Annotated in this window: 23 protein-coding genes; 9 read left to right on the top strand and 14 right to left on the bottom strand. The window is 72.2% G+C overall.

Annotated elements, in window-relative coordinates:
* Nucleotides 1-120 precede the first annotated feature (120 nt).
* Entirely contained in the window at nt 121-1,731 is a 1,611-nt protein-coding gene (locus AC3ANR_RS13910) for a gamma-glutamyltransferase family protein (protein ID WP_488288693.1), read from the top strand.
* Here AC3ANR_RS13910 and AC3ANR_RS13905 read toward each other — a convergent pair.
* The 8 genes from AC3ANR_RS13905 to AC3ANR_RS13870 all read right to left on the bottom strand — a co-directional run bounded on the left by AC3ANR_RS13905 (nt 1,728) and on the right by AC3ANR_RS13870 (nt 7,867).
* Entirely contained in the window at nt 1,728-2,936 is a 1,209-nt protein-coding gene (locus AC3ANR_RS13905; RefSeq protein WP_488288692.1) for an MFS transporter, read from the bottom strand. The two genes, AC3ANR_RS13910 and AC3ANR_RS13905, sit on opposite strands and share 4 nt — an antisense overlap.
* Nucleotides 2,920-3,645: an aquaporin gene (locus tag AC3ANR_RS13900; protein WP_488288691.1), complete on the bottom strand. Its 726-nt coding sequence runs from the start codon at nt 3,643-3,645 to the stop codon at nt 2,920-2,922. Before AC3ANR_RS13900 ends, AC3ANR_RS13905 begins: the two co-directional genes overlap by 17 nt.
* Nucleotides 3,645-4,139 carry an arsenate reductase ArsC gene (locus AC3ANR_RS13895; protein WP_488288690.1) on the bottom strand — a complete coding sequence of 165 codons (495 nt, stop codon included), beginning with the start codon at nt 4,137-4,139 and terminating at the stop codon, nt 3,645-3,647. The genes AC3ANR_RS13900 and AC3ANR_RS13895 overlap by 1 nt, the downstream gene beginning before the upstream one ends.
* A gap of 8 nt (nt 4,140-4,147) precedes the next feature.
* The gene (locus tag AC3ANR_RS13890) at nt 4,148-4,681 is read right to left on the bottom strand and encodes an ArsI/CadI family heavy metal resistance metalloenzyme (protein WP_488288689.1); all 534 of its coding nucleotides are present in this window, start codon (nt 4,679-4,681) and stop codon (nt 4,148-4,150) included.
* A 29-nt stretch (nt 4,682-4,710) separates the two neighbouring features.
* A complete protein-coding gene (locus AC3ANR_RS13885) occupies nt 4,711-5,037 on the bottom strand; it encodes an ArsR/SmtB family transcription factor (protein ID WP_488288688.1) in 327 nt (108 codons plus the stop codon).
* Nucleotides 5,038-5,269: 232 nt separating this feature from the next.
* Nucleotides 5,270-5,722, bottom strand: a complete 453-nt coding sequence (locus tag AC3ANR_RS13880; RefSeq protein ID WP_488288687.1) for a hypothetical protein — start codon at nt 5,720-5,722, stop codon at nt 5,270-5,272.
* A gap of 103 nt (nt 5,723-5,825) precedes the next feature.
* Complete coding sequence (locus AC3ANR_RS13875; protein WP_488288686.1) at nt 5,826-6,716, bottom strand: YihY/virulence factor BrkB family protein; 891 nt, start codon at nt 6,714-6,716, stop codon at nt 5,826-5,828.
* A gap of 413 nt (nt 6,717-7,129) precedes the next feature.
* On the bottom strand, nt 7,130-7,867 hold the full coding sequence (locus tag AC3ANR_RS13870; RefSeq protein WP_488288685.1) for a dienelactone hydrolase family protein: 738 nt from the start codon (nt 7,865-7,867) through the stop codon (nt 7,130-7,132).
* 171 nt (nt 7,868-8,038) lie between these two features.
* Here AC3ANR_RS13870 and AC3ANR_RS13865 point away from each other — a divergent pair, with 171 nt between their 5' ends.
* Nucleotides 8,039-8,680 carry a hypothetical protein gene (locus AC3ANR_RS13865; protein WP_488288684.1) on the top strand — a complete coding sequence of 214 codons (642 nt, stop codon included), beginning with the start codon at nt 8,039-8,041 and terminating at the stop codon, nt 8,678-8,680.
* A 121-nt stretch (nt 8,681-8,801) separates the two neighbouring features.
* A complete protein-coding gene (locus tag AC3ANR_RS13860; RefSeq protein WP_488291818.1) occupies nt 8,802-10,016 on the top strand; it encodes an aminotransferase-like domain-containing protein in 1,215 nt (404 codons plus the stop codon).
* A 19-nt stretch (nt 10,017-10,035) separates the two neighbouring features.
* Here the strand turns inward: AC3ANR_RS13860 and AC3ANR_RS13855 are convergent, their stop codons facing one another.
* Entirely contained in the window at nt 10,036-10,794 is a 759-nt protein-coding gene (locus tag AC3ANR_RS13855; protein ID WP_488288683.1) for a CPBP family intramembrane glutamic endopeptidase, read from the bottom strand.
* Nucleotides 10,795-11,100: 306 nt separating this feature from the next.
* On the opposite strand from AC3ANR_RS13855, the gene AC3ANR_RS13850 reads away from it, so the two are divergent.
* Both AC3ANR_RS13850 and AC3ANR_RS13845 read left to right on the top strand, forming a co-directional pair.
* Nucleotides 11,101-12,291 carry an alpha-hydroxy acid oxidase gene (locus AC3ANR_RS13850; protein WP_488288682.1) on the top strand — a complete coding sequence of 397 codons (1,191 nt, stop codon included), beginning with the start codon at nt 11,101-11,103 and terminating at the stop codon, nt 12,289-12,291.
* Complete coding sequence (locus tag AC3ANR_RS13845) at nt 12,288-13,268, top strand: Bug family tripartite tricarboxylate transporter substrate binding protein (RefSeq protein WP_488288681.1); 981 nt, start codon at nt 12,288-12,290, stop codon at nt 13,266-13,268. Before AC3ANR_RS13850 ends, AC3ANR_RS13845 begins: the two co-directional genes overlap by 4 nt.
* Here the strand turns inward: AC3ANR_RS13845 and AC3ANR_RS13840 are convergent.
* Nucleotides 13,255-14,217 carry a LysR family transcriptional regulator gene (locus tag AC3ANR_RS13840; RefSeq protein ID WP_488288680.1) on the bottom strand — a complete coding sequence of 321 codons (963 nt, stop codon included), beginning with the start codon at nt 14,215-14,217 and terminating at the stop codon, nt 13,255-13,257. The genes AC3ANR_RS13845 and AC3ANR_RS13840 overlap by 14 nt on opposite strands.
* An 82-nt stretch (nt 14,218-14,299) precedes the next feature.
* Between AC3ANR_RS13840 and AC3ANR_RS13835 the strand changes: the two genes are divergently transcribed.
* Genes AC3ANR_RS13835 through AC3ANR_RS13820 form a run of 4 tightly spaced genes read left to right on the top strand, consistent with a single transcriptional unit; the run spans nt 14,300 to nt 17,744 of the window.
* Nucleotides 14,300-14,716: a nuclear transport factor 2 family protein gene (locus tag AC3ANR_RS13835; protein WP_488288679.1), complete on the top strand. Its 417-nt coding sequence runs from the start codon at nt 14,300-14,302 to the stop codon at nt 14,714-14,716.
* Nucleotides 14,713-15,864: an iron-containing alcohol dehydrogenase family protein gene (locus AC3ANR_RS13830; RefSeq protein ID WP_488288678.1), complete on the top strand. Its 1,152-nt coding sequence runs from the start codon at nt 14,713-14,715 to the stop codon at nt 15,862-15,864. The genes AC3ANR_RS13835 and AC3ANR_RS13830 overlap by 4 nt, the downstream gene beginning before the upstream one ends.
* A 25-nt stretch (nt 15,865-15,889) precedes the next feature.
* Complete coding sequence (locus AC3ANR_RS13825) at nt 15,890-16,810, top strand: TauD/TfdA dioxygenase family protein (protein ID WP_488288677.1); 921 nt, start codon at nt 15,890-15,892, stop codon at nt 16,808-16,810.
* Nucleotides 16,811-16,817: 7 nt separating this feature from the next.
* The gene (locus AC3ANR_RS13820; protein ID WP_488288676.1) at nt 16,818-17,744 is read left to right on the top strand and encodes a fumarylacetoacetate hydrolase family protein; all 927 of its coding nucleotides are present in this window, start codon (nt 16,818-16,820) and stop codon (nt 17,742-17,744) included.
* 13 nt (nt 17,745-17,757) lie between these two features.
* Here AC3ANR_RS13820 and AC3ANR_RS13815 read toward each other — a convergent pair whose 3' ends face one another.
* The 4 genes from AC3ANR_RS13815 to AC3ANR_RS13800 all read right to left on the bottom strand — a co-directional run bounded on the left by AC3ANR_RS13815 (nt 17,758) and on the right by AC3ANR_RS13800 (nt 20,476).
* The gene (locus AC3ANR_RS13815) at nt 17,758-18,390 is read right to left on the bottom strand and encodes a dioxygenase family protein (RefSeq protein ID WP_488288675.1); all 633 of its coding nucleotides are present in this window, start codon (nt 18,388-18,390) and stop codon (nt 17,758-17,760) included.
* Between the two features lie 95 nt (nt 18,391-18,485).
* Nucleotides 18,486-19,133 carry a DUF2939 domain-containing protein gene (locus tag AC3ANR_RS13810; RefSeq protein WP_488288674.1) on the bottom strand — a complete coding sequence of 216 codons (648 nt, stop codon included), beginning with the start codon at nt 19,131-19,133 and terminating at the stop codon, nt 18,486-18,488.
* Nucleotides 19,133-20,083: a DUF72 domain-containing protein gene (locus tag AC3ANR_RS13805; protein ID WP_488288673.1), complete on the bottom strand. Its 951-nt coding sequence runs from the start codon at nt 20,081-20,083 to the stop codon at nt 19,133-19,135. Before AC3ANR_RS13805 ends, AC3ANR_RS13810 begins: the two co-directional genes overlap by 1 nt.
* Before the next feature lie 78 nt (nt 20,084-20,161).
* A complete protein-coding gene (locus AC3ANR_RS13800; RefSeq protein WP_488288672.1) occupies nt 20,162-20,476 on the bottom strand; it encodes a BON domain-containing protein in 315 nt (104 codons plus the stop codon).
* Between the last annotated feature and the right edge of the window lie 14 nt (nt 20,477-20,490).

Below are 20,490 nucleotides of genomic sequence, written 5' to 3'. Positions count from 1 at the left end.
AACGCTGGGCCGCCACCTCCCTGTCATCCCGGCGCAGGCCGGGATCCAGGCCCGACCCCACGACGCACCCCCTGAACGGCGGCCCGGCCGCCCCGACCCCAGGACTTGGAGACCCACCCCATGCATTTCGACTTCCACAACCCGTACCCGACCACCCGCATCCCCGTCCTCGCGCGCAACGTCGTGTCCACCTCGCACCCGCTGGCGGCGCAGGCGGGCCTGCGCATCCTGTGGAAGGGCGGCAATGCCGTCGACGCCGCCATCGCGGCCGCCGCGGTGATGACCATCTGCGAGCCGGTGAGCAACGGCCTGGGCAGCGACGCGTTCGCGATCCTGTGGGACGGCAAGGAACTGCACGGCCTGAACGCCTCGGGCCGCGCGCCCGCCGCCTGGACGCCCGAGTACTTCCGCAAGAAGCACGGCGCCGGCGCGGCCACCCCGCCCAAGCGCGGGCCCGACTCGATCACGGTGCCGGGCGCGGTGGCCTCGTGGGTCGCCATGTCCGAGCGCTTCGGCAAGCTGCCGTTCGCCGACCTGCTGGAGCCGGCCATCGACATCGCCGAGCGCGGCTACCTGCTGCCGGTGGTGGTGCAGCAGAAGTGGGCCGCGGCCACGCCCGAACTGGGTGGGATGCCGGGCTTCCGCGACGGCTTCCTGCCCTGGGGCCGCGCGCCGCGGGTGGGCGAGCTGTTCCAGTTCAAGGCGGCGGCCCGGGGCCTGCGCAAGATCGCCGAGACCAAGGGCGAGGCCTACTACGGTGGCGAGATCGCCCAGGCCATCGAGCGCTTCATCGGCGAGCACGGCGGCGCCATCACCGCCAAGGACTTCGCCGCCTACCGGCCCGAGTGGGTCAAGCCGCTGGCCAAGAACTACCGCGGCTACACGATGCACGAGATCCCGCCCAACGGACAGGGCATCGCCGCGCTGATCGCCCTGGGCATCCTCGACCAGTTCGACGTCGCGGGCCTGCCGGTGGACGGCCCCGACTCGCAGCACCTGCAGATCGAGGCGATGAAGCTGGCCTTCGCCGACGTCTACAAGTACGTCGCCGAGCCGGCGTCGATGGAGGTCACGCCCGAGCAGATGCTGGACGACGCCTACCTCGCCAGCCGCGCGAAGCTGATCGACATGAAGAAGGCGCAGGACTTCGGCGCCGGCAACCCGGTCAAGGGCGGCACCATCTACCTGACCGCGGCCGACGAGAACGGCATGATGGTCAGCTTCATCCAGAGCAACTACATGGGCTTCGGCTCCGGCTGCGTGGAGCCCACCTTCGGCATCAGCCTGCAGAACCGCGGCCACGGCTTCTCGCTGCAGCCCGGCCCGAACCAGGTGGCGCCCGGCAAGCGGCCGTTCCACACCATCATCCCGGCCTTCCTCACCAGGGACGGCCAGCCGGTGATGTCGTTCGGCGTCATGGGCGCCAACATGCAGCCGCAGGGCCACATGCAGACGCTGGTGCGCATGCTCGACTACAAGCAGAGTCCGCAGGCCGCCTGCGACGCCCCGCGCTGGCGCTACAACGCCGGCCTGGAGATCAACGTCGAGCAGCAGATGGACAAGGCCACGGTGCGCGAGCTCGGCGCGCGCGGCCACGTCGTCGAGGTGATCAACGACAACTACCAGGACTTCGGCGCCGGCCAGTTCATCTGGCGCGCGGGCGATCCGAAGGTCGAGGGCTACGTGGCGGCGTCCGACTCGCGTCGCGACGGCCTGGCCGCGGGGTTCTAGGAGCGAGCGGCCGACGGGCCGGCCGGCGCGCCGGCACTGCCGGCCGCCGGCTGCAGCATGAACAGCGCACCCAGCGCCGCCAGCCCGAGGCCGGCCGACAGCATCAGCGCGCCGGCGCCCCAGCGGTCGATCCACACGCCGAACGCCCACGGCGCCAGCGCCTGCGCGATGCGCGCCGGCACCATCAGCATGCCTTGCCGCTGGCCGTAGCCGGCGGGGCCGAACAGCGCCAGCGGCAGCGTGCCCTTGGCGATGGTGAGGATGCCGTTGCCCGCGCCGTGCAGCACGCCGAACACCACCGCCGCCGGCGCGCCGAACACGGCCAGCACGGCCACGCCCAGCGGATGCAGCCCCGCCGCCAGGCGGGCGGACAGCAGCGGATGGATGCGGCTGAGCAGCCCGTACTCCAGCATCCGGGCGGCGACCTGCGACGGGCCGATCAGCGCCCCGACGGCGACGGCCGCCGCGAGCGTCGCGCCCGCGGCCTGCAGCAGCCGCGGCAGGTGCGCGGCCATCGCGGTGCTGACGAACCAGGTGGTGGCGAAGACGAACGAGAGCAGCACCACCGAGCGCAGCGGCACCGGCGGCGCCGCCGCGTGCTCGCCGGCCGCCGCGGGCCGGTGCGCGGCCGCGCGGGGCAGCGCCAGGTTGAGCGGCAGCCCCAGCACCAGGTGCAGCGCGGCCCAGGCGAAGCAGGCGCCGCGCCAGCCGACTTCGGTCAGCAGCCACGCGCTGAGCGGCCAGCCCACCGTGCTGGCGAAGCCGGCGATCAGCGTGATGCCGGTGATGGCGCTGCGGGCCTGGTGGCCGTACAGCCGCACCAGCGCCGCGAAGCCGCCTTCGTAAAGGCCGCTGCCCATGCCCACGCCCAGCAGCACCCAGGCGGCGAACAGCATCGGCGTGGACTGCGCCAGCCCGAGCAGCGCCAGGCCGGCAGCGAACACGATGCTGGTGGCGCTGAGCACGGGCCGGCCGCCCCAGCGGTCGATGGCCTGGCCCGAATGCGGGCCGAGCAGGGCCGAGACGACGAGCGCGAGGGAGAAGGCGGCGAACACCGTCGGCACCGAAGTGCCCAGGTCGCGCGCGATCGGCACCGCCAGGATCGCGGGCAGGTAATAGGTCGACGCCCAGGCGAGCGTCTGGGCCGTGCCGAGCGTGGCGACGGTGCGGCCGCGGGGCGGCAGGCGGTCAGGGCTGGGGCTCACGCCCCCGAGTGTCGCCGGAATGCGGCGGCATCGCTTCCTGCGGGCTGGTGCCGTCACCCCGGCGCCCGAGCAGCGCATGGACGCCCACGGCCAGCGCCGCGCCGGCGGACTCGGCCAGCACGAACCCCGGCACGCTGGCCGGGGCGATGCCCGCGAAGCTGTCGGTCAGCATGCGCGCGAACGCCGCGGCCGGATTGGCGAACGAGGTGGAGGCCGTGAACCAGTAGGCGGCGCCGATGTAGGCGGCGACCATCGCGGCGGCGCGGGCGGCCGGCGCGCGCAGCACGACGAGCAGCAGGCCGAAGGTGGCGACGGCTTCGGCGATCCACTGGCCCGGCCCGCTGCGCACCTTCTGCGACAGCTGCAGCAGCGGCAGGTCGAACATGGCGTGCGCGAGCCACGCGCCGGCCGCGGCGCCGGCCAGCTGGCAGGCGACGTAGGGCACGAGCACGGGCCAGGCCAGGTGGCCGCGCGCCGCCATCACGACCGAGACGGCCGGATTGAAGTGGGCGCCGCTCACCGGCCCGAACAGCTCGATCAGCACATACAGGCCGCCGACCGTGGCCAGCGTGTTGGCCAGCAGGGCGATGGCCGCGTTGCCGCCCGCCAGCCGCTCGGCCATGATGCCGGAGCCGATGACCACGGCAAGCAGCAGCGCGGTGCCGAGCAGCTCGCCCAGGCACGCGCGGAGCACGGACGCGCGCGGCATCACGCGTGCGAGATGGCGAGCAGCGCGGCCTGCAGCGCCTGGTCGTCCATCGTCTCCAGCGGAAGTGCCAGCAGCTGCAGCAGGCGGTAGCCGATCGCCTGCCGGGTCAGCTCGAAGGCCTGGCGCCTGCCTTCGTCGCCGCCGGGTGCGTTCGACGGGTCCGGATAGCCCCAGTGCACCTGGACCGGACTGCCCGGCCAGTAGGGACACTGCTCCGCCGCGGCCGCGTCGCAGACCGTGATGACCAGGCGCAGCCGCGGCGCGCCGGGCTGCGTGAACTCGTCCCAGCTCTTGCTGCGAACGCCGGCGGTGTCCACGCCGGCTTCCTGCAGCGCCTGCAGCGCGAGCGGGTTGACGCGCCCGCTGGGTGCGCTGCCCGCGCTGTGGGCGCGCACGTCACGCCCGAGGCGGCGCGCCCAGTGGTTCAGCATGCCCTCGGCGAGCACGCTGCGGGCCGAGTTGTGCGTGCACAGGATCAGGACGTCGATCGTCATCGGCGGCGTCAGCAGCAGGCGCCTTCGGCGCGGGCCCGGGGGCCGCAGCTGGATGGCGCGGCGGCCGCCTGCGCCGGGGCGGCGTCGCACGCGCCTTCGGAGCGGGCCTGGGGACCGCAGCAGCCCGTCGCGCCCGTCGGTGCGGCGTCGGCCGCGGGCCGGGCCGCCTCGCTGAAGGTGGCGATCGTGCCGGTGGTGTGGAAGTGCTCCCAGCGGATGCCCTGCGGGTCCTCGACCCAGTGCTTCTCGCTGCGGGCGTAGCAGCAGGTGGTCTGGCCCTCGTCGAACAGCGCGCCCTCGGCGGCCTCGGCACGCGACTTCAGCTCGTCCAGCTCCTGCGGCGTGTCGGCCTGGAAGCCCAGGTGGCCGATGCCAGTCTTGCCGCCGCGCGAGGAGATGGCGAAGTTCAGGCGCGGGTCGTCCAGCATCCACTTGGCGTAGTCGCCCTCGACGCGGGCCGGCTCGGCGCCGAACAGGCGGGAATAGAAGGCGATGCTCGCCTGCAGGTCCTGCACGTGGGTGTGCACATGGAATCGCTTCATGGTCAGCTCCTTCGGTGGGGTCGGTGGGGTCAGCAGGCGCCGCAGGACGCGTCCGGCGCGGTGGCGCAGGCGGCGCCCTGGCAGCAGTTGTCGGTGAGGTAGGCGAGCAGGGCGTTCATCTGCGCGAATTCGGCCCGGTAGATCACGTTGCGGCTGGCGCGCTCGGACGAGATCAGCCCGGCATGGGCCAGCTCCTTGAGGTGGAAGGACAGGGCGCTGGGCGAGACGCCGAGCCCCTCGGCCATGGTGCCGGGCGTCAGCCCCTGCGGCCCGGTGACGACCAGCGCGCGGAACAACTGCAGCCGCACGGGCTGGGCGAGCGCGGCGAGCGCCTTGACGACCTGCGATTCATCCATAGTTCAAATATACATGAAATATCGATTTGATGCAGCCGAATCCGGGCATGGGGACTGGATGCCGGGTCGAGCCCGGCATGACAGAGGGGGGCGGTTGGGCCGGTTGGCACGGTCGTTGGGGGGGCCGCAAGGCCTGTCATTGCGGGCTTGACCCGCAATCCAGTCCCGCTGCCGGCGCGCCTCCGGGGGACGGCGAACGCGATCGGGGGTGTCCGGGAGGACGCCGGCGGCGTCAGGCGACGCCGGGCGGCTGACGGCCGGCCATCAGCGCCTCGACGCACTGGGCCAGGCGCTGCGCGGCGCCTTCCTCGCCGAAGCGCACCTGCCAGCGGAACAGGTCGACGAAGCCGTTGCCGCCCAGGGCGTCGGTGGCGATCTTCACGCTCTCGTAGATGGCGTCGTCCAGCTGCCCTTCGCGCAGGCGCACGGCCAGGAAGGGGATGCGGCGCAGCGGCGGCGACGCCTTCATCCAGCGCAGCAGGTCGTACATGCGGCCATCGTCGAAGTGGCATTCGCACAGCACCAGCGGCGTCGCGGGCTGGACCAGCGCCTTGGCCCGTTCCAGCGATTCGGCGTGCGCGAGCGGCAGGCGCGTTCCTAGCGTGTCCCGCAGTACGGTCACCGTGACGCCGTGGTCGGCCACGACGATGGGTGCGTTCTGGTGATTGTCGGCGCTGCCTGGCATGCGACGGACATTGTAATGTTCGGCACGTCCGGATGCCATGATGCACAGCCGATGCGAATGCCCGCCAAACGGCCTGCGCACGCCGACGGATGGCGCTTTCGCGTCAGGTCCTGGTCGGGTTCTCCTGCGTCGGTTTGCGCGCTTCGACCGGGGGCCGGTCCGCGTCCGCGTACGCCTTGGTGAACTCCGCGCCCAGCAGGAAGATCTGCGCGGCGTAGTACACCCACGCCAGCAGGATCACCAGCGCGCCGGCGGCCTGGAACGATTCGCTCATGCCGCTCTTGCCGATGTACAGGCCGATCGCCAGCTTGCCGATCTCGAACAGGATGGCGGTGACAAGGGCGCCGATCCACACGTCGCGCCAGGCGACCACGGCGGAGGGCATGAAGCGGAAGATCAGTGCGAACAGCACGGTCAGGATGCTGACGGAGACGGCGGTGTTGAGCAGCTGCAGCACCGTCTCCCAGCCGGGCATCAGCGTGCCGGCCCAGGCGCCGACGGCCGCCAGCCCCGCGCTGACCACCAGCGACACCATCAGCAGGAAGGCCACGCCCAGGATCAGGCCGAACGAGAGCAGGCGGGCGCGCAGCAGGCCGACGATGCCCGAGGGCTTCCTGGCCTCGGGCACTTTCCAGATGCGGTCGAGCGCGCTCTGCAGCTCGGCGAACACGGTGGTGGCGCCCACCACCAGCACGCCGAAGCTGATGAGCCCGGCGACCAGCCCGCGGTCGGTGTCGCTCGCACTGGCGATCAGGCCCTCGATCATCTCGGCGCCCGACGGTCCCATCAGCCCGCTGAGCTGGGCCGAGATCAGGCCCTGCACCGCCTCGCGGCCGAACACCGCGCCGGCGATGGCGATCACGATCACCAGCAGCGGCGCGAGCGAGAAGACCGTGTAGTACGAGATGGCCGCGCCCATGCTCGGCGCGTAGTCGTTGGACCAGGACTTGGCGGCCTGGATGGCGAGGCGAAGGAGTTGCTTGGGAGACTTCATGCGCGCCGCCAGCTTGCGGCATCGCCGCCGCGCGCCGCGTCGGACGGCGCCGGTGGTTCTCAGCAGGGCGGGCTGATGGGTTGGGGCGAGGCGAGGGCGAGGGTTGAGGGCTGAAAGCCTGTCATTGCGGGCTCGACCCGCAATCCAGTCCCGCCGCCGGCATGGGGCCTGGATGCCGGGTCGAGCCCGGCATGACAGCGAGGCGGGTTCGCCCCGGCGCGTTGCGGGCTCGACCCAGGATTCGGTGCGAGGCCCCAGATGCCTGTCATTGCGGGCTTGACCCGCAATCCAGTCCGGTGCCTGTCCCATGCGCCGGGCCTGGATGCCGGGTCGAGCCCGGCATGACAGTGAGCGGCGCGCGGGCGAACAGCGCGAGGCGACCAGGCATGACCGCGAGGCGCGCCCGCTCCATCTCACGTCCCCTTCAACCTGCGCTCGAACAGCGCGAACAGCCGCTCCCAGTGCCGCTCGGCCGATTCGCGGTGGTAGACGCCCTCGCGGCGGGGGAACACGAAGCCGTGCTCGGCGCCCGGGTACCACTCCAGGCGGTAGGGCGTGCCGGCGGCGTCCAGGGCGGCCTGCAGCGTGGCGACCGTCTCGGGCGGCGCCCACTTGTCGGTCTCGGCGCACGCGACGTAGGTCTCGCAGCGGATGCGCGCGGCCAGGCGGTGCGGCGAGTCCTCGCGGTCGGTGACCATGTTGGCCGGGTGGATGGCGGCGATGGCCTGCACGCGATCGGGGAAGGCGGCGGCCGCGGCGAACACGAACGGCCCGCTCATGCAGTAGCCCACGGCGCCCAGGCGCCGCGCGTCGGCGGCCGGCTGCGCGTCGACATAGCGCAACATCGCTTCGGTGTCGCGCACGACGAGGCCATTGGTCAGGCTGTTCATCAGCTCGAACATCGGCGCCATGCCCTCGGGCGTGCGCACGCGCAGCTCGAAGTCGCGGCTCCTGCGGTAGTACAGGTTGGGCAGCACGACGAAGTAGCCCACCGCCGCGATGCGCCGCGCCATGTCGTGCAGCTCCTCGCGCTTGCCGGGGGCATCCATGTAGAACAGCACGACCGGATGCGGCCCGCCTTCCTCGGGATGGACAACGAAGGTGTTCATCGCGCCGTCGGCGGTGGGCAGGTCGAGGTGGTGTTCGATCATGGCGTGCGTCAGGTGGTCGTCAGCGCGGGAACGCTCCCAGCTTGCCAGAGCCCCGCGGCGGCGGCCTCGGGGTAGTCCCGCACCTACAGCAGGCGCCTCGCCGGGACGACTGCGGCCGAGCCGCCGAAAGCCTATCAACGAAGGCGACGCAACCCGCACAGGAGTCCACGCATGCACACCGCCCTTTGCACTTTCGACGACCGCGCCGCCGCCGAGCGCGCCCGCGACCGCCTGCTGGCCGCCGGCTTCGCCCGCCGCGACGTGCACCTGGAGCACCAGGAGAGCCGCGAGGCCTGGTCGCACGAGGACGACCTGCGCGCGCGCGGCGGCGCCGAGCACGAGATCGCGCTCGACCCGCACGTGGTGCAGCGCGTGACGGGCTTCTTCGGCCACCTCTTCGGTGTCGACCATCCGCACCGCGGCACCTACGACACCCATGTGGACAGCGGCCGCACGGTGCTGGTGGTGGACACGATGGACGAGGCCGAGGCGCAGCGCGCCCGCGTGGTGCTGCAGGAGCAGCCCGCCAGCGACTTCGACGTCGTGCACCGCCCGGCCCAGCGGCCCCTGCGCGAGATCGTGCGCGCCGACCCCACCGACATGGAGCCGGCCGGCATGACCGCGGGCGGCAGCGCCATGCCCGGCAGCAGCAGCGCCTGGACCGAGCGGCCGACGTCCAACCGCAGCGAGGAGCACGCCGTGGCCACCGGCGACGGCGACCTCGACAACGTGGGGCTGCGCTACGCCGACAAGATGGACGACAAGCCCGCCGCCAGCCGCGACGGCCTGGGCCGCACGCGCCGCGACGACTGAGGCACGGGGCCCGCGCCAGGCGCGGATCCCGGGTCCCGGCGGCCCGGTTTCGGATGAGGCCACAATCGGCGCACGCCCTCGGGCTTCGCCCACATTGCCTTTGCCGAACCGCCACATGCCCCTGCCATTCGCCTCCCGCCTCGACAACGTCGAAACCTCCGCCATCCGCGAGCTGTTCAAGCTGCTGGGCAAGCCCGGCATCATCTCCTTCGCCGGAGGCTTTCCCGATGCCGCCATGTTCGACGTCGAGGGCCTGCGCGACGCGAGCCAGACAGCGCTGGCCGAGGAGCCCGGCGCCGCGCTGCAGTACGGCGCCACCGAGGGCTACGAGCCGCTGCGCGCCCAGCTCGCCGCGTTCGAACGCAGCAAGGGCGTCGAGGGCCTGGAGCCCGGCCAGCTGATCGTCACCACCGGCAGCCAGCAGGCGCTGGACCTGCTGGGCAAGACCCTGATCGATCCGGGCGACAAGGTGATCGTCGAGGGCCCGACCTTCCTGGCCACCATCCAGTGCTTCCGGCTGTACGGCGCCGACGTGCTGTCGGCCCCCATCGACGCGCAGGGCGTGCAGGTGGACCGGCTCGAGCAGCTCATCGTCGAACACAAGCCGAAGTTCGTCTACCTGATCCCCACCTTCGGCAACCCGAGCGGCGCGCTGCTGTCGCTGGAGCGGCGCAAGCGCGTGCTGGAACTGGCGGTGAAGCACCAGACGCTGGTGATCGAGGACGACCCCTACGGCGACCTGTACTTCACCAAGGAGCCGCCGCCGCCGTCGCTGCTGGCGTTGAGCAAGGACGTGCCCGGCTCGCGCGACTGGCTGGCGCACTGCGGCAGCATGAGCAAGGTGCTGTCGCCGGGCCTGCGCGTGGGCTGGCTGGTGGCGCCGCCCGAGTTGCTGGCCAAGGCCACGATGTGCAAGCAGTTCAGCGACGCGCACACCAGCACCTTCGCCCAGGCCACCGCGGCGCAGTACCTCAAGTCCGGCCGCATGCCCGCGACGCTCGCGCACGTGCGCCAGGTCTACGCCGAGCGGGCGCAGGCGATGGGCGACGCGCTGCGGCAGGAGCTGGGCGATGCGATCGAGTTCACGCAGCCGCAGGGCGGCCTGTTCTTCTGGGCGCGCCTGACCGGCGCGGGCGGCAGGATCAGCGACGCGGGTGAGTTCGCCAGGCGGGCGATCGAGCAGGGCGTGGCGTTCGTGCCGGGCGCGCCGTTCTTCGCGCGCGAGCCCGATCGCAGTTCGCTGCGGCTGTCGTTCGCCACTGCCGACGTGGCCAGGATCCGGGAAGGGATCGCGCGGCTGGGCAAGTCCGTGGGCGGCACCGGCGCCACGGCGTAGCCGCGGGCCGCCCCCGGCGTCACGCGCCGGCCGGCTGCGCAGCCGGCCGCAGGCCGCGCGGCGTGCGGGCGACCACGTAGCCCACGACCAGCAGTTCCAGCACGATGGTGGCGCCCTGCGCCGCCGTGACGGCCAGCGGACCCGCCGCGAACGCCAGGTTCGAGTACATCACGCTCAGGTTCTTGAGCATGTGCAGCAGGATCGCCAGCCAGAGGCTGCCCGTGCGGTAGCGCACGGCCGTGAACAGCATGCCGCCCAGCGCGGTCAGGGCGGCCTGGCCGGCGGCGGCGCCCCAGTTGCCGTCCATGAACCCGTGCAGCAGGTGCATGGCGCCGAAGAGGGCGCCGTTCAGCGCGATGGCCTGCCAGACCGGCAGCCGCAGCAGGAGCGCGAAGACCAGGCCGCGGAACAGCAGCTCCTCGCCGAACGCGTTGAGGAACTGCACCAGCAGGTCGCCCAGCGGGTCGGCGTGCTCGCGCAGGTGCGCCCCCATCGACAGGTTCATGGCCACCAGCAACAGCGACACCAGGAACACCGGCGCGGGCCGGATCCTGCCGGGCTCCAGGCCCATCGCCTTCCACAGCCCGAACGCCTGCACCAGCAGCAGCGGCAGCACGATCGTGGAGGCGAAGGCCAGCAGCTTCACCTTGGGAAACTGCTCCGGCGCCAGCAGCGACCTGCCGGCCAGCAGGATGCCCATCGTGAGCAGGAACTGCAGCAGCGCGCAGGCGGCGGCGGTGAGGACGGGGCGCTGGGCGGCGATTCGAAGGGGCGGCATCGGGGGACCGTTGGTTGGCAGGGACGGGCGCACTGTGCCGACCCGCGGCTGAGCCGGCGAGTGGCATGCGACGGGCTGCACGGTGCCGGGACGAAGCGCTGCCGGCCGCGACGGGCTGCGCGAGGGCAATGCCGCACACGCCTTGGCACCGGTGGCGCCCGCCGGCAGCTCCCCGGCTTGGTTGCGTCCACGCCGTCCACGCCGTCCCCGGCGAGTCGCCGACGAGGCCGCCTGGTTCGCAAATTGGAAACCTTGCATTTCGCCAGCCGGGGCGCACCGGGGCGACCCGCTCCCCATAATCGCCCGATGCGTTCCTGCCCCCCGCGGCCGCGCAGCGTCGCGGCCTGCTATTCGATCGACGACCTGAGGCGGCTGGCGCGCCGGCGCCTGCCGCGCAGCATCTTCGATTTCTACGACGGGGGCGCCGAGGACGAATCCACCCTCGGGGAGAACCGCGCGGCGTTCGAGCGGCATCGGCTGGCGCCGCGCGTGCTCGTGAACGTCGCCGGCGCCTCCACCGCCACCTCGCTGTTCGACCGGCCCATGGGCCTGCCGATGGCGATCGGCCCGACGGGCGCCCTGGGCTTCGGCTGGCGCGACGCCGACCTGCACCTGGCGCGCGCCGCGGAAAAGCACGGCATCCCGTTCACCCTGTCCAGCAGCGGAACCGCCTCCATCGAGGCGGTGGCCAAGGCGTCGTCCGGCCGGCTCTGGTTCCAGGCCTACGTGCTGCGCAACCAGGAGTTCTTCTGGAAGATGATCGAGCGGGCGGACCACGCCGGCTACGAGGCGCTGGTCATCACCGTCGACCTGCCGGTGGGCGGCAAGCGCGAGCGCGATTTCCACAACCAGTTCTCGGTGCCGTTCCGCATCACGCGCCGCAATGCGCTCGACTTCGCGCTGCATCCGCGCTGGACGCTGGACCTGCTTCGCCGCGGCATCCCCGCCTTCGAGAACCTGCGCGGCCTCGAGCTCGCGGCCCGCAGCGCCACCGAGATCGCCTCCTCGGTGGGCCGCAGCTACGACCCCGGCTTCGACTGGGACCGGCTCGCGCAGGTGCGCGAGCGCTGGCCGCGCAAGCTGATCGTCAAGGGCATCAGCCGCGGCGACGACGCACGGCGCCTGCTGTCCCTGGGCTGCGACGCCATCGTGGTGTCCAACCACGGCGGTCGCCAGCTCGACGGGGCGGTGGCGACGCTCGACGCGCTGCCCGAAGTCGTGCAGGCCGTCTCGGGCCGCATCCCCGTGCTGCTCGATGGCGGCATCCGGCGCGGCACCGACGCCGCCAAGGCGATGGCGCTGGGCGCCAGCGCCGTCCTGCTGGGCCGCGCCACGCTGTTCGGGGTCGCCGCGGGCGGGGCGCCCGGCGCGATGAAGGCGCTGGACATCCTGCGCGACGAGTTCCTGCGGACGCTGCAGCTGTGCGGCGTCCCCCATCCCCGGGGCCTCACGCCCGATCTGCTTCGACACACGACGACTTCCAAGGAGACACCATGAACTTCACACGACGCGCGGCCCTGCTGGCCGCCGGCCTCGCGGCGGCGCTGGCTCCGCTCGGCGCCCGGGCGCAGGACTTTCCCACCAAGCCGATCAAGCTGGTGGTCGGCTATGCGGCCGGCGGCCCCACCGACGTCATCGCGCGGGTGATCGGCCAGGAGATCGGCAACACGCTGGGCCAGCCGGTCGTGGTGGACAACCGCGCCGGCGCGAACGGCAACATCGCGACCGAGGCGGTGGCACGCTCGCCGGCCGACGGCTACACGCTGATCGTCAACACGCTGTCGCACAACGTGAACCCGCTGATGAACCCGGGCGTGGTGAAGTACGACCCGGTCAAGGACTTCACGCCGGTCAGCCTGGCGGTGGTGTTGCCGCAGCTGCTGGTGGTGAGCTACGACTCGCCGTACCGCTCGATGGCGGACCTGGTGAAGGCCGCCAAGGCCGATCCCGGCAAGGTGAGCTACGGCTCCGCCGGCAACGGCGGCTCGGCGCACCTGGCGGCCGAACTGCTGGCGCAGCGGTCGCAGACCAGGATGATCCACGTGCCGTTCAAGGGCAACGGGCCGGCGCTCACCGAGGTCATGTCCGGCCGGGTCAGCTTCATGTTCTATCCCATGATCGGCGTGGGCAGCCATGTGGCCGAGAAGAAGCTGCGCATCCTGGCCGTGACCACCGAGAGCCGGCATCCCGACTACCCGACCGTGCCCACGATGGCGGAAGCGGGCTTCCCGGGCTTCGAGGCCTACGTCGGCCCGGTCGGCTTCCTCGCCCCGGCCGGCACGCCCGCGCCGGTGGTGCAGAAGCTGGGCGCGGCGATCCGCGGCGCGCTGGCCAAGCCCGAGATCCGCGAGCGACTGCGCGGCCTGGGCGCCGTGGTGGTCGGCTCCACCCCGGACGAGTACCGCGAGTGGCTCAAGGGCGACGCCCAGCGCTGGGCGCAGCTGATCAAGTCGGCGCAGATCAAGGGCGAGTGACGCGGCGCTTGCGCGGGGCGGGGGGCGGCGCCGCCGCCTCGCTGCGCGGCTGCGACCAGGGCGGCGGGTTGGCCGCCCATTCCTTCAGGAACTCCAGCAGCGCCCGCACCCGCACCGGCATGTTGCGGCGGGTGGAGAACACCGCATAGATGTCCAGCTCCTGCGGCGTGAGCTGCGGCAGCACCACCTGCAGCGCACCGCTGCGCAGTTCCTCCGACACCATGTAGTAGGGGTGGACCGCGATGCCCACCCCCATCAGGGCCGCCTTCTTCAGCGCCTCGCCCATGTTGGAGCGCACCGAGCCCCGCACCCGCACGTCCTGCGGCGGGTCGCCGGCGAAGCGCCAGGACCCCGAGGCCGACTTGATCGTGTGCACCAGGCAGTTGTGCCGCGCCAGGTCCTCGATCGCCTTCGGCGTCCCGGCCGCGGCCAGGTAGGCCGGCGAAGCCACCAGCACCTGCGGGGCCTTCATCAGCGGATAGGCGATGAACGAGGCGTCCTCCAGCTGCGGTGCGATGCGGATCGACAGATCCAGCGCCTCGGCCAGCAGGTCGGTGCGGCCGTCGTCCAGCACCACCGTCACCTCGATGTCGGGGTAGCGCTGCATGAACCGCGCCACGACGGGCATCAGGTGGTGGATGCCGAACGCGGGCGGCGTGCCGACCCGGATGATTCCCCGCGGCAGGTTCACCGAACTGCGCACGTCGGCCTCCATGCGCTCGTAGCGCTCCAGCAGGTCCTGCGCTCCTTCCAGCACGCGCGCACCGGCCTCGGTGAGCGAGACCTGCTTGCTGCTGCGATTGAGGAGCTGCGAGCCGACGCTGGTCTCCAGCCAGGCCACGTGCTTGGTCACGGTCGCCTTGGACACCGACAGCTGCCAGGCCGCCCGCACGAAGCTGCGGCAGCGTGCCACCTCGGCGAAGATCTGCAGGCAGCGGAGACGGTCCATCGTGGATTCGTTTCGATTCTGGAAACGCCACATTATCGAACCGGGAGCGCGTGCGGCGACCTTGCTTCCTACACTGTGGCGCATGAGCGAATCCGAGCCGAACAGCGAGCAGGTGGTGCAGCTGACGCAGCGCCTGCAGGCGTTCTTCCGCCATCTCGACGAACGCCGCTACGAGGCGCTGGCCGGCATCTTCCTGCCGCAGGGCCGCTGGCTGCGGCAGGGCCAGTGGCTGGAAGGCCGGGCGGACATCCTGGCCGCGCTGCAGGCACGTCCCGCGTCGATGCGGGTGCGCCACGTGATCTCCAACATGGTGGTGACCTCGGCGTCCGCGGACGAGGCCCGGGTGGAGGCCTACCTCACGGCCTATCGCCAGCTCGAGGGGCAGGCGCCGGCCCTCTTCAGCATCAACGTCGTGGACAGCCTGTTCCGCCGCCAGGGCGGCCAGTGGCAGCTGGCCGAGCAGCGGATGGTGCGCGACTTCGAATTCGGCGCCGCATGACCACCGCGGCCGCTTTCGTGCAGCGCACCCCGGCGATGAAGACCATCGCGCGCGAGGACGCCGTCGACGCGCTGGGGGCCGAGCTGGCCCTGCTGCGGGCGCAGCGCGTGCTGCTGCTGTGCGGCGCCAGCGTGCGCCGCTCGCCGTTGCACGGCCGCGTGCTGCGCCAGCTCGAGGGCCTGCAGGTGCTGCAGGCGCAGGACGTGCCGGCCCACTCGTCGGTCGCGCTGGTGGAGGCGCTGGCCGAGCGCAGCCAGGCCGCGGACGTGCAGGCCATCGTGGCGGTCGGCGGGGGCAGCAGTTCGGACACGGCCAAGGCCGTGGCGCTCCTGATGGCCGAAGGCGGCCGCCTGGCCGACCATGCGAGCCGCTTCACCCCGCCGGCCGACCTGCACGTGCCCGTGCTTGCCCGGCCCAAGCTCCCCATCGTTTCCATTCCCTGCACCGCCTCCGGCGCCGAAGTGACGCCCAGCCTGGGCATCCGCGACGCCGATGGCCGCAAGCTGCTGTTCACCGATCCGCAGCTGGCCAGCCGCGTCGTCCTGCTCGACGCGAAAGCCAATCTCGGCGTGCCGGCGGCGCTGATGCTGTCGACCGGCATGAACGGCCTGGCCCATTGCGTCGAGGGGCTGTATTCCAGGGAGCGCTCGCCGCTGGCCGAGCTGCTGGCGCTGGACGCGCTGCAGCGCTTTGCCCACGCCCTGCCTGCCGTGCATGCCAGCCCCGCCGACGCCGCGGTGCGTGGCGAGCTGCTGTATGCCGCGCACCTGTCCGGCCTGGTGCTGGTGAACGCGCGCACCTGCCTGCACCACGCGGTCTGCCATGCCATCGGCTCGGTGACCGGCGCGCCGCACGGCGAGGCCAATGCCGTGCTGCTGCCGCACGCGCTGCGCTTCAACCGCGACGCGGTGCAGCCGCAGCTGGCCCGTGCCGCGGCCGCCGTCGGCGCGGCGGGGGACTTCGTCGACTGGCTGGAGCGTTTCGCCGACGCCCTGCCGGTGCCGCGCCGGCTGCGCGACATCGGCGTGCCGCGCGAGGCGCTGGAGCCCATCGCGCGCAAGACCATGGGCGAACGCGGCCTGTATTTCAACCCTCGCCCGGTGCGCGACGCCGGCGAGATCCTCGGCCTGCTGCAGCAGGCGTTCTGAAACACCCACCGAACCGGAGCGACACATGGACTTCCGCATCATCCCCACCGGCGCCACCCTCGGCGCCCGCGTCGAGGGGCTCGACCTGTCCCGGCCGTTGCCGGACGACGTGTTCCAGGCGTTGCTGCAGGCGCTGGGCCGCCATGGCGTCCTGAAGTACCCGAAGCAGGACCTCACGGCGCAGCAGCTGCGCGACTTCGCCGCGCGCTTCGGCGAGCTGGAGGTCAACGTCGCCAACGCCTACCAGGAGCCGGGCCTGCCGGAGGTCATGATCCTGTCGAACATGGTGCAGGACGGCAAGCCGCTGGGCCTGTCCGATGCCGGCCAGGACTGGCACACCGACATGTCGTACAGCCGCATGATCGCCTTCACCAACGTGCTGTACGGCCTCACCATCCCGCGGCGCGACGGCCGCTCGCTGGGCAACACCGAGTTCTGCAACATGCACGCGGCCTACGAAGCCCTGCCGCAGTCGTGGAAGGACCGGCTGGAAGGAATGACCGCCACCCACGACTTCAACAAGTTCTGGGAAATGATGCGGCGCGAGCGCGGCAGCACGCGGCCGCCGCTCACGGAAGCCCAGCGCGCCGCGAAGCCGCCGGTGTCGCACCCCGTGTTCCTGGAGCACCCGATCACCGGCAAGCGCGTGCTGTATGCCAATCCGGGCTACGCGGTGCGCATCAACGAGATGACCGAGCAGGACAGCGCCGAGGCGCTGGACTTCCTGTTTGCCCACCAGACGCGCCCGGAGTTCCGCTACGCCAACCAGTGGGAAGAGCACGACGTGCTGATGTGGGACAACATGGGCACGATCCACAACGCGGTGGCCGACTATCTGCCGCACGAGCACCGCTACATCAAGCGCTGCCAGGTGGCTGCCACGCGGTTCTTCCATGCCGACGGGAGCCCGCGCGCCACCGCCGCCGCTGCCGTGGCTGCCGCGTGAGCCAGGCATGAAATTCGTCACCTTCCAACACGGGGGCAGCGCCCGCCGCACCGGAGTGCTCGACCGCGAGACCGTGGTCGACGTGAGCGACCTGTTCGCGGCCATCGAGCTGGATGCGCAGGCGCAGGACGCGCTTGCCGGCCGCGGCATCGAGCCGGCCGCCGGCGGCCTGATGCGCTGGCTGCAGGCCGGCGGCCCGGCGCGCGAGCGGCTGGCCATGCGCGTGCGCGAGGCGCTGGGTGCGCCCGGCGCCGTCCGCCTGCCGTTGGCCTCCGTGCGACTGTGCCCGCCGGTCGCGCGGCCCGGCAAGATTCCCGGGGTCGGCCGCAACTATGCGGACCATGCGAAGGAAACCGGCGTGGCGCCGTTCGAGAAGCCGCGCATCATCTTCAAGGTGCCTTCGGCCGTCTCCGCGCCCGGGGCGACGGTGCCCAAGCCGCAGCTGGTGTCGAAGATGGACTTCGAGGGCGAGCTGGCCGTGGTCATCGGCCGCTTTGCCAGCCAGGTGGCGCCGCAGGACGCGCTGGCCTGCGTGGGCGGCTACACGCTGCTGAACGACCTGAGCGCGCGCGAGTTCCAGTTCGACATCAGCCCGCCGCAGACCACGTTCGCCAAGAGCATGGACGGCTTCTGCCCGCTGGGCCCGGTGCTGGTCACGCCGGACGAGATCCCCGATCCGCAGGTCCTGCGCCTGCAGACGCGGGTCAATGGCGAGCTGCTCCAGGACGCGACGACGGCTGACATGCTGTTCCCCGTGGCCACCCTCATCAGCTATGTCAGTCAGTACATGACGCTGGAGCCCGGCGACGTGCTGGCCACCGGCACCCCCGCCGGCATCGGCGCCTTCAGGACGCCGCCCCGGTGGTTGGGCGCGGGGGACCGGATCGAGGTGACGATCGAGCAGATCGGGACGCTGGTCACCCACGTCGGGTGAGCGCCGCGGGCCCCTAGGCGGCCACGACGATCGGGAACTGCGCCCGCATCCCATCGGCGCCGGCGCGGAAAGGCACCGTGACCGCGGCGCGGTCGGCGGCGTCCAGGCGCCGCCAGAGGCCGTCCCGGTCGTTGTGCGGATCGCCCGCCACGTACAGCTGGGTCGTCAGCAGCTCACGGCGGCCCAGCCGCACCTTGAAGTGGATGTGGGGCGTGCGGCCGGTGTACGGCGCGGGGCGCATCGTGCGGAAGCGGTAGCTGCCGTCCGCGCCCGCCGAGACGCGGCCGAAGCCCTGGAACGCCGGGTCCGCGCGGTTGCCGTCGCCGGGGTGGTGGTAGTGCCCCTGGCTGTCGCACTGCCAGATCTCCACGACGGCGCCCGCGACCGGGCGCCCATCGAGGTCGACGACCGACCCTTCGACCCACGCCGGTTCGCCGCGCGCATCGGTGAGCCGGCCGTTGTGCAGCAGGTCGAAGTCGGTGTCCTTGGGCAGCTCCACGGGATAGAAGGGCCCCTCGGTCTGGGCTGGCGTGGCGCGCCGCCGCGCGGCCGCCTGGGCAGCGGCCGGGCGGGGCAGCCAGGCCGCGAGCAGCGGCAGCGCGATGAAGGCCGACGCTTCGCGCCGGCGCAGTGGTGAGGGGGTCATGGCTGGGCTCCAGGCGCGGCTGTCGAATCCACGGGACACCGGGTGGACCCGGGACGCGACCCGGGGTTCACCTGGACCGGCCACCCAGTCCTGGCTCAGCAGGGGCGCGCCGGTGTCGGGAGGCATGGCGGGTCGCCCGGGGCGTCTTGCTGCAGCGCAGGCAGGCGGATCTCCGTCATGCGCCAGGTCGCGAAGCCCGAGCGCTCGAACACCGTGGCGACCCGCTGCCCGTCGCCGGTGCCCGGCCGGACGATGACCTGGTTGACGCCGATGCGCTCCATGCGGATTCCTTTCGGCGCGTCCGCGGGGCCGGGCTGCGGACTGGCCGCCGGCGCACTCGCCTCCGGCGCCGGGGGCTGCCGGGCCGGCGCGGGCAGCGGCATCCGCCCGGTGGCGACCGCGGCGGCCAGCACCTGTGGCCGCACGAGGGCCTCGACCGCGCCGTCGATCATCAACGCGCCGATGGATGCGCCGAACGCCGCGAGGGGATTGCCGGCGTCGCCGCTGTCCTTCAGGGGACCCACGTAGCGCGCGGTGAGCTGCGCCTTGAGGCTGGCGCGCACGTGCGGGTAGTCGATGAACGTGTTGATCCGCGCGGCGTCGCCCGCCTGCGCGGCCCGCTGCATCGCGTGGATGGCCAGGACGGGCGAGACATACCAGTAGACGGCGATCGCGACGACGGCGAGGCCGAGCAGGGCCCATGCCCATCGCGCGCCGTGCTTCTTGGTGGCGGGTTCCTGCATCAGTCGTCCTGGGTGCCGGCGGGCCCGTTCGGCGCCGCGCGCACGGGCGCGCGGGCGCGCCGCAGGGCCTGGATCATCAGCCGGGCGTTCACCTGGCCCTGGTCCTCGAAGTTGGTGTTGAACAGCACGTGCACGGCCGCGGCCTGCCGGGCCAGGTGGTCGATGGGCGGCACCAGCGCGTCGATCTCGTCCTGGCCATACCAGTAGTCGAAGCGGGCGGACGACGCCTCCACCTTCTTGTTCCAGGCGGCCGCGTTGCGCCCGTGCAGGCGCACCACGCTCAAGGCCGGGTGCGTGACCTCCCAGACCGGCGGCACCGAGTTCGCAAACCCCTGCGGACCGTCGACCACGGTGTGCACCACGCCCAGGCGGCGCTCGAAGTCCACGGTTCGCGCGGCGCGCTGCTCGTCCAGCCAGGTGGCGTTGCGAAATTCCACCGACAGCAGGTGGTCGCCCATCTGCTCGACGCAGTGCTCGACATGGGCCAGGCCGTCGCGGTTGCGCACCAGCCAGGGCGCGAACTGGAAGTGCACGGCGCCGAGCTTGCCGGCCAGCCGCAGCGGGGCCAGCGCGTCCTTGAACCGCTGCCACAGCTCGCGCCGGATCTCCGGCGGCACGTCGCGGTAGTAGAGGTTGCGCGGCAGGTCGGGCCCGAGCGCCTGCTGGATGTCGCGGTGCAGGACGTGCGGCGGCGTCTGGTGGCCGGTGAAGAGGCGGAACGCCTTGACGTTGAAGACGAACCCGTCCGGCGTGCGCTCGGCCCAGCCGTGCGCCACCTGGGGCGCGGGAATGCCGTAGTAGCTGGAGTCGATCTCGGCCAGCGGGAACTGGCTGGCGTAGTAGCGCAGCCGCGCCTCGGGCGTGTTGGCTTCAGGCGGGTAGAAGCGGCCGCACGCCAGCAAGGTCTTGTCGGTCCAGGACGCGGTGCCGACGAGGATGTTGGCGCGCATGGCTCGCTCGAATGCGCCTGCGGGCCACCGGCTCGCGCCGGTGGCCCGCAGGCGCTCGCGTGGTGCGGGTGGCGGGGCTCAGGAGCCCGTCACGACCAGCTGGTTCTCGACCGACTTCACGCCCTGGATGGCGCGCGCCATGTCCTCGGCCTTGCGGCGCAGGGCGATGTTCTTGACCTCGCCACGCAGGCGCACGGCACCCTGGGTCGTGTCGACGTTGATCTTCAGCGCGCTCAGCTCCGGATCGGCCGCATAGGCGGCCTTCAGGCGCGTGCCGATCGTCACGTCGTCGACGGCCTGGCCCGCGGTGCGCGTCGGGCCCTCCTGGCTGCCGGGCATGCCGGCGCAGGCGCCGAGCATGGCGGCGGCGAGGACGATGAGAAGTTTTTTCATGGTGATCTCCTGGG

The sequence above is a fragment of the Ramlibacter sp. JJN2-2R genome (assembly GCF_057747835.1).
Note: the sequence above shows the minus strand (reverse complement) of the source record. Positions and strands in the feature narration are given on the sequence as shown.

Bases quoted from the DNA above. Each gene is read 5' to 3' on its own strand.
- AC3ANR_RS13910 (WP_488288693.1), top strand. From the start codon at position 121: ATGCATTTCGACTTCCACAACCCGTACCCGACCACCCGCATCCCCGTC.
- AC3ANR_RS13900 (WP_488288691.1), bottom strand. From the start codon at position 3,645: ATGCCGCGCGCGTCCGTGCTCCGCGCGTGCCTGGGCGAGCTGCTCGGC.
- AC3ANR_RS13895 (WP_488288690.1), bottom strand. From the start codon at position 4,139: ATGACGATCGACGTCCTGATCCTGTGCACGCACAACTCGGCCCGCAGC.
- AC3ANR_RS13890 (WP_488288689.1), bottom strand. From the start codon at position 4,681: ATGAAGCGATTCCATGTGCACACCCACGTGCAGGACCTGCAGGCGAGC.
- AC3ANR_RS13885 (WP_488288688.1), bottom strand. From the start codon at position 5,037: ATGGATGAATCGCAGGTCGTCAAGGCGCTCGCCGCGCTCGCCCAGCCC.
- AC3ANR_RS13880 (WP_488288687.1), bottom strand. From the start codon at position 5,722: ATGCCAGGCAGCGCCGACAATCACCAGAACGCACCCATCGTCGTGGCC.
- AC3ANR_RS13875 (WP_488288686.1), bottom strand. From the start codon at position 6,716: ATGAAGTCTCCCAAGCAACTCCTTCGCCTCGCCATCCAGGCCGCCAAG.
- AC3ANR_RS13870 (WP_488288685.1), bottom strand. From the start codon at position 7,867: ATGATCGAACACCACCTCGACCTGCCCACCGCCGACGGCGCGATGAAC.
- AC3ANR_RS13865 (WP_488288684.1), top strand. From the start codon at position 8,039: ATGCACACCGCCCTTTGCACTTTCGACGACCGCGCCGCCGCCGAGCGC.
- AC3ANR_RS13855 (WP_488288683.1), bottom strand. From the start codon at position 10,794: ATGCCGCCCCTTCGAATCGCCGCCCAGCGCCCCGTCCTCACCGCCGCC.
- AC3ANR_RS13850 (WP_488288682.1), top strand. From the start codon at position 11,101: ATGCGTTCCTGCCCCCCGCGGCCGCGCAGCGTCGCGGCCTGCTATTCG.
- AC3ANR_RS13845 (WP_488288681.1), top strand. From the start codon at position 12,288: ATGAACTTCACACGACGCGCGGCCCTGCTGGCCGCCGGCCTCGCGGCG.
- AC3ANR_RS13840 (WP_488288680.1), bottom strand. From the start codon at position 14,217: ATGGACCGTCTCCGCTGCCTGCAGATCTTCGCCGAGGTGGCACGCTGC.
- AC3ANR_RS13835 (WP_488288679.1), top strand. From the start codon at position 14,300: ATGAGCGAATCCGAGCCGAACAGCGAGCAGGTGGTGCAGCTGACGCAG.
- AC3ANR_RS13830 (WP_488288678.1), top strand. From the start codon at position 14,713: ATGACCACCGCGGCCGCTTTCGTGCAGCGCACCCCGGCGATGAAGACC.
- AC3ANR_RS13825 (WP_488288677.1), top strand. From the start codon at position 15,890: ATGGACTTCCGCATCATCCCCACCGGCGCCACCCTCGGCGCCCGCGTC.
- AC3ANR_RS13820 (WP_488288676.1), top strand. From the start codon at position 16,818: ATGAAATTCGTCACCTTCCAACACGGGGGCAGCGCCCGCCGCACCGGA.
- AC3ANR_RS13815 (WP_488288675.1), bottom strand. From the start codon at position 18,390: ATGACCCCCTCACCACTGCGCCGGCGCGAAGCGTCGGCCTTCATCGCG.
- AC3ANR_RS13810 (WP_488288674.1), bottom strand. From the start codon at position 19,133: ATGCAGGAACCCGCCACCAAGAAGCACGGCGCGCGATGGGCATGGGCC.
- AC3ANR_RS13805 (WP_488288673.1), bottom strand. From the start codon at position 20,083: ATGCGCGCCAACATCCTCGTCGGCACCGCGTCCTGGACCGACAAGACC.
- AC3ANR_RS13800 (WP_488288672.1), bottom strand. From the start codon at position 20,476: ATGAAAAAACTTCTCATCGTCCTCGCCGCCGCCATGCTCGGCGCCTGC.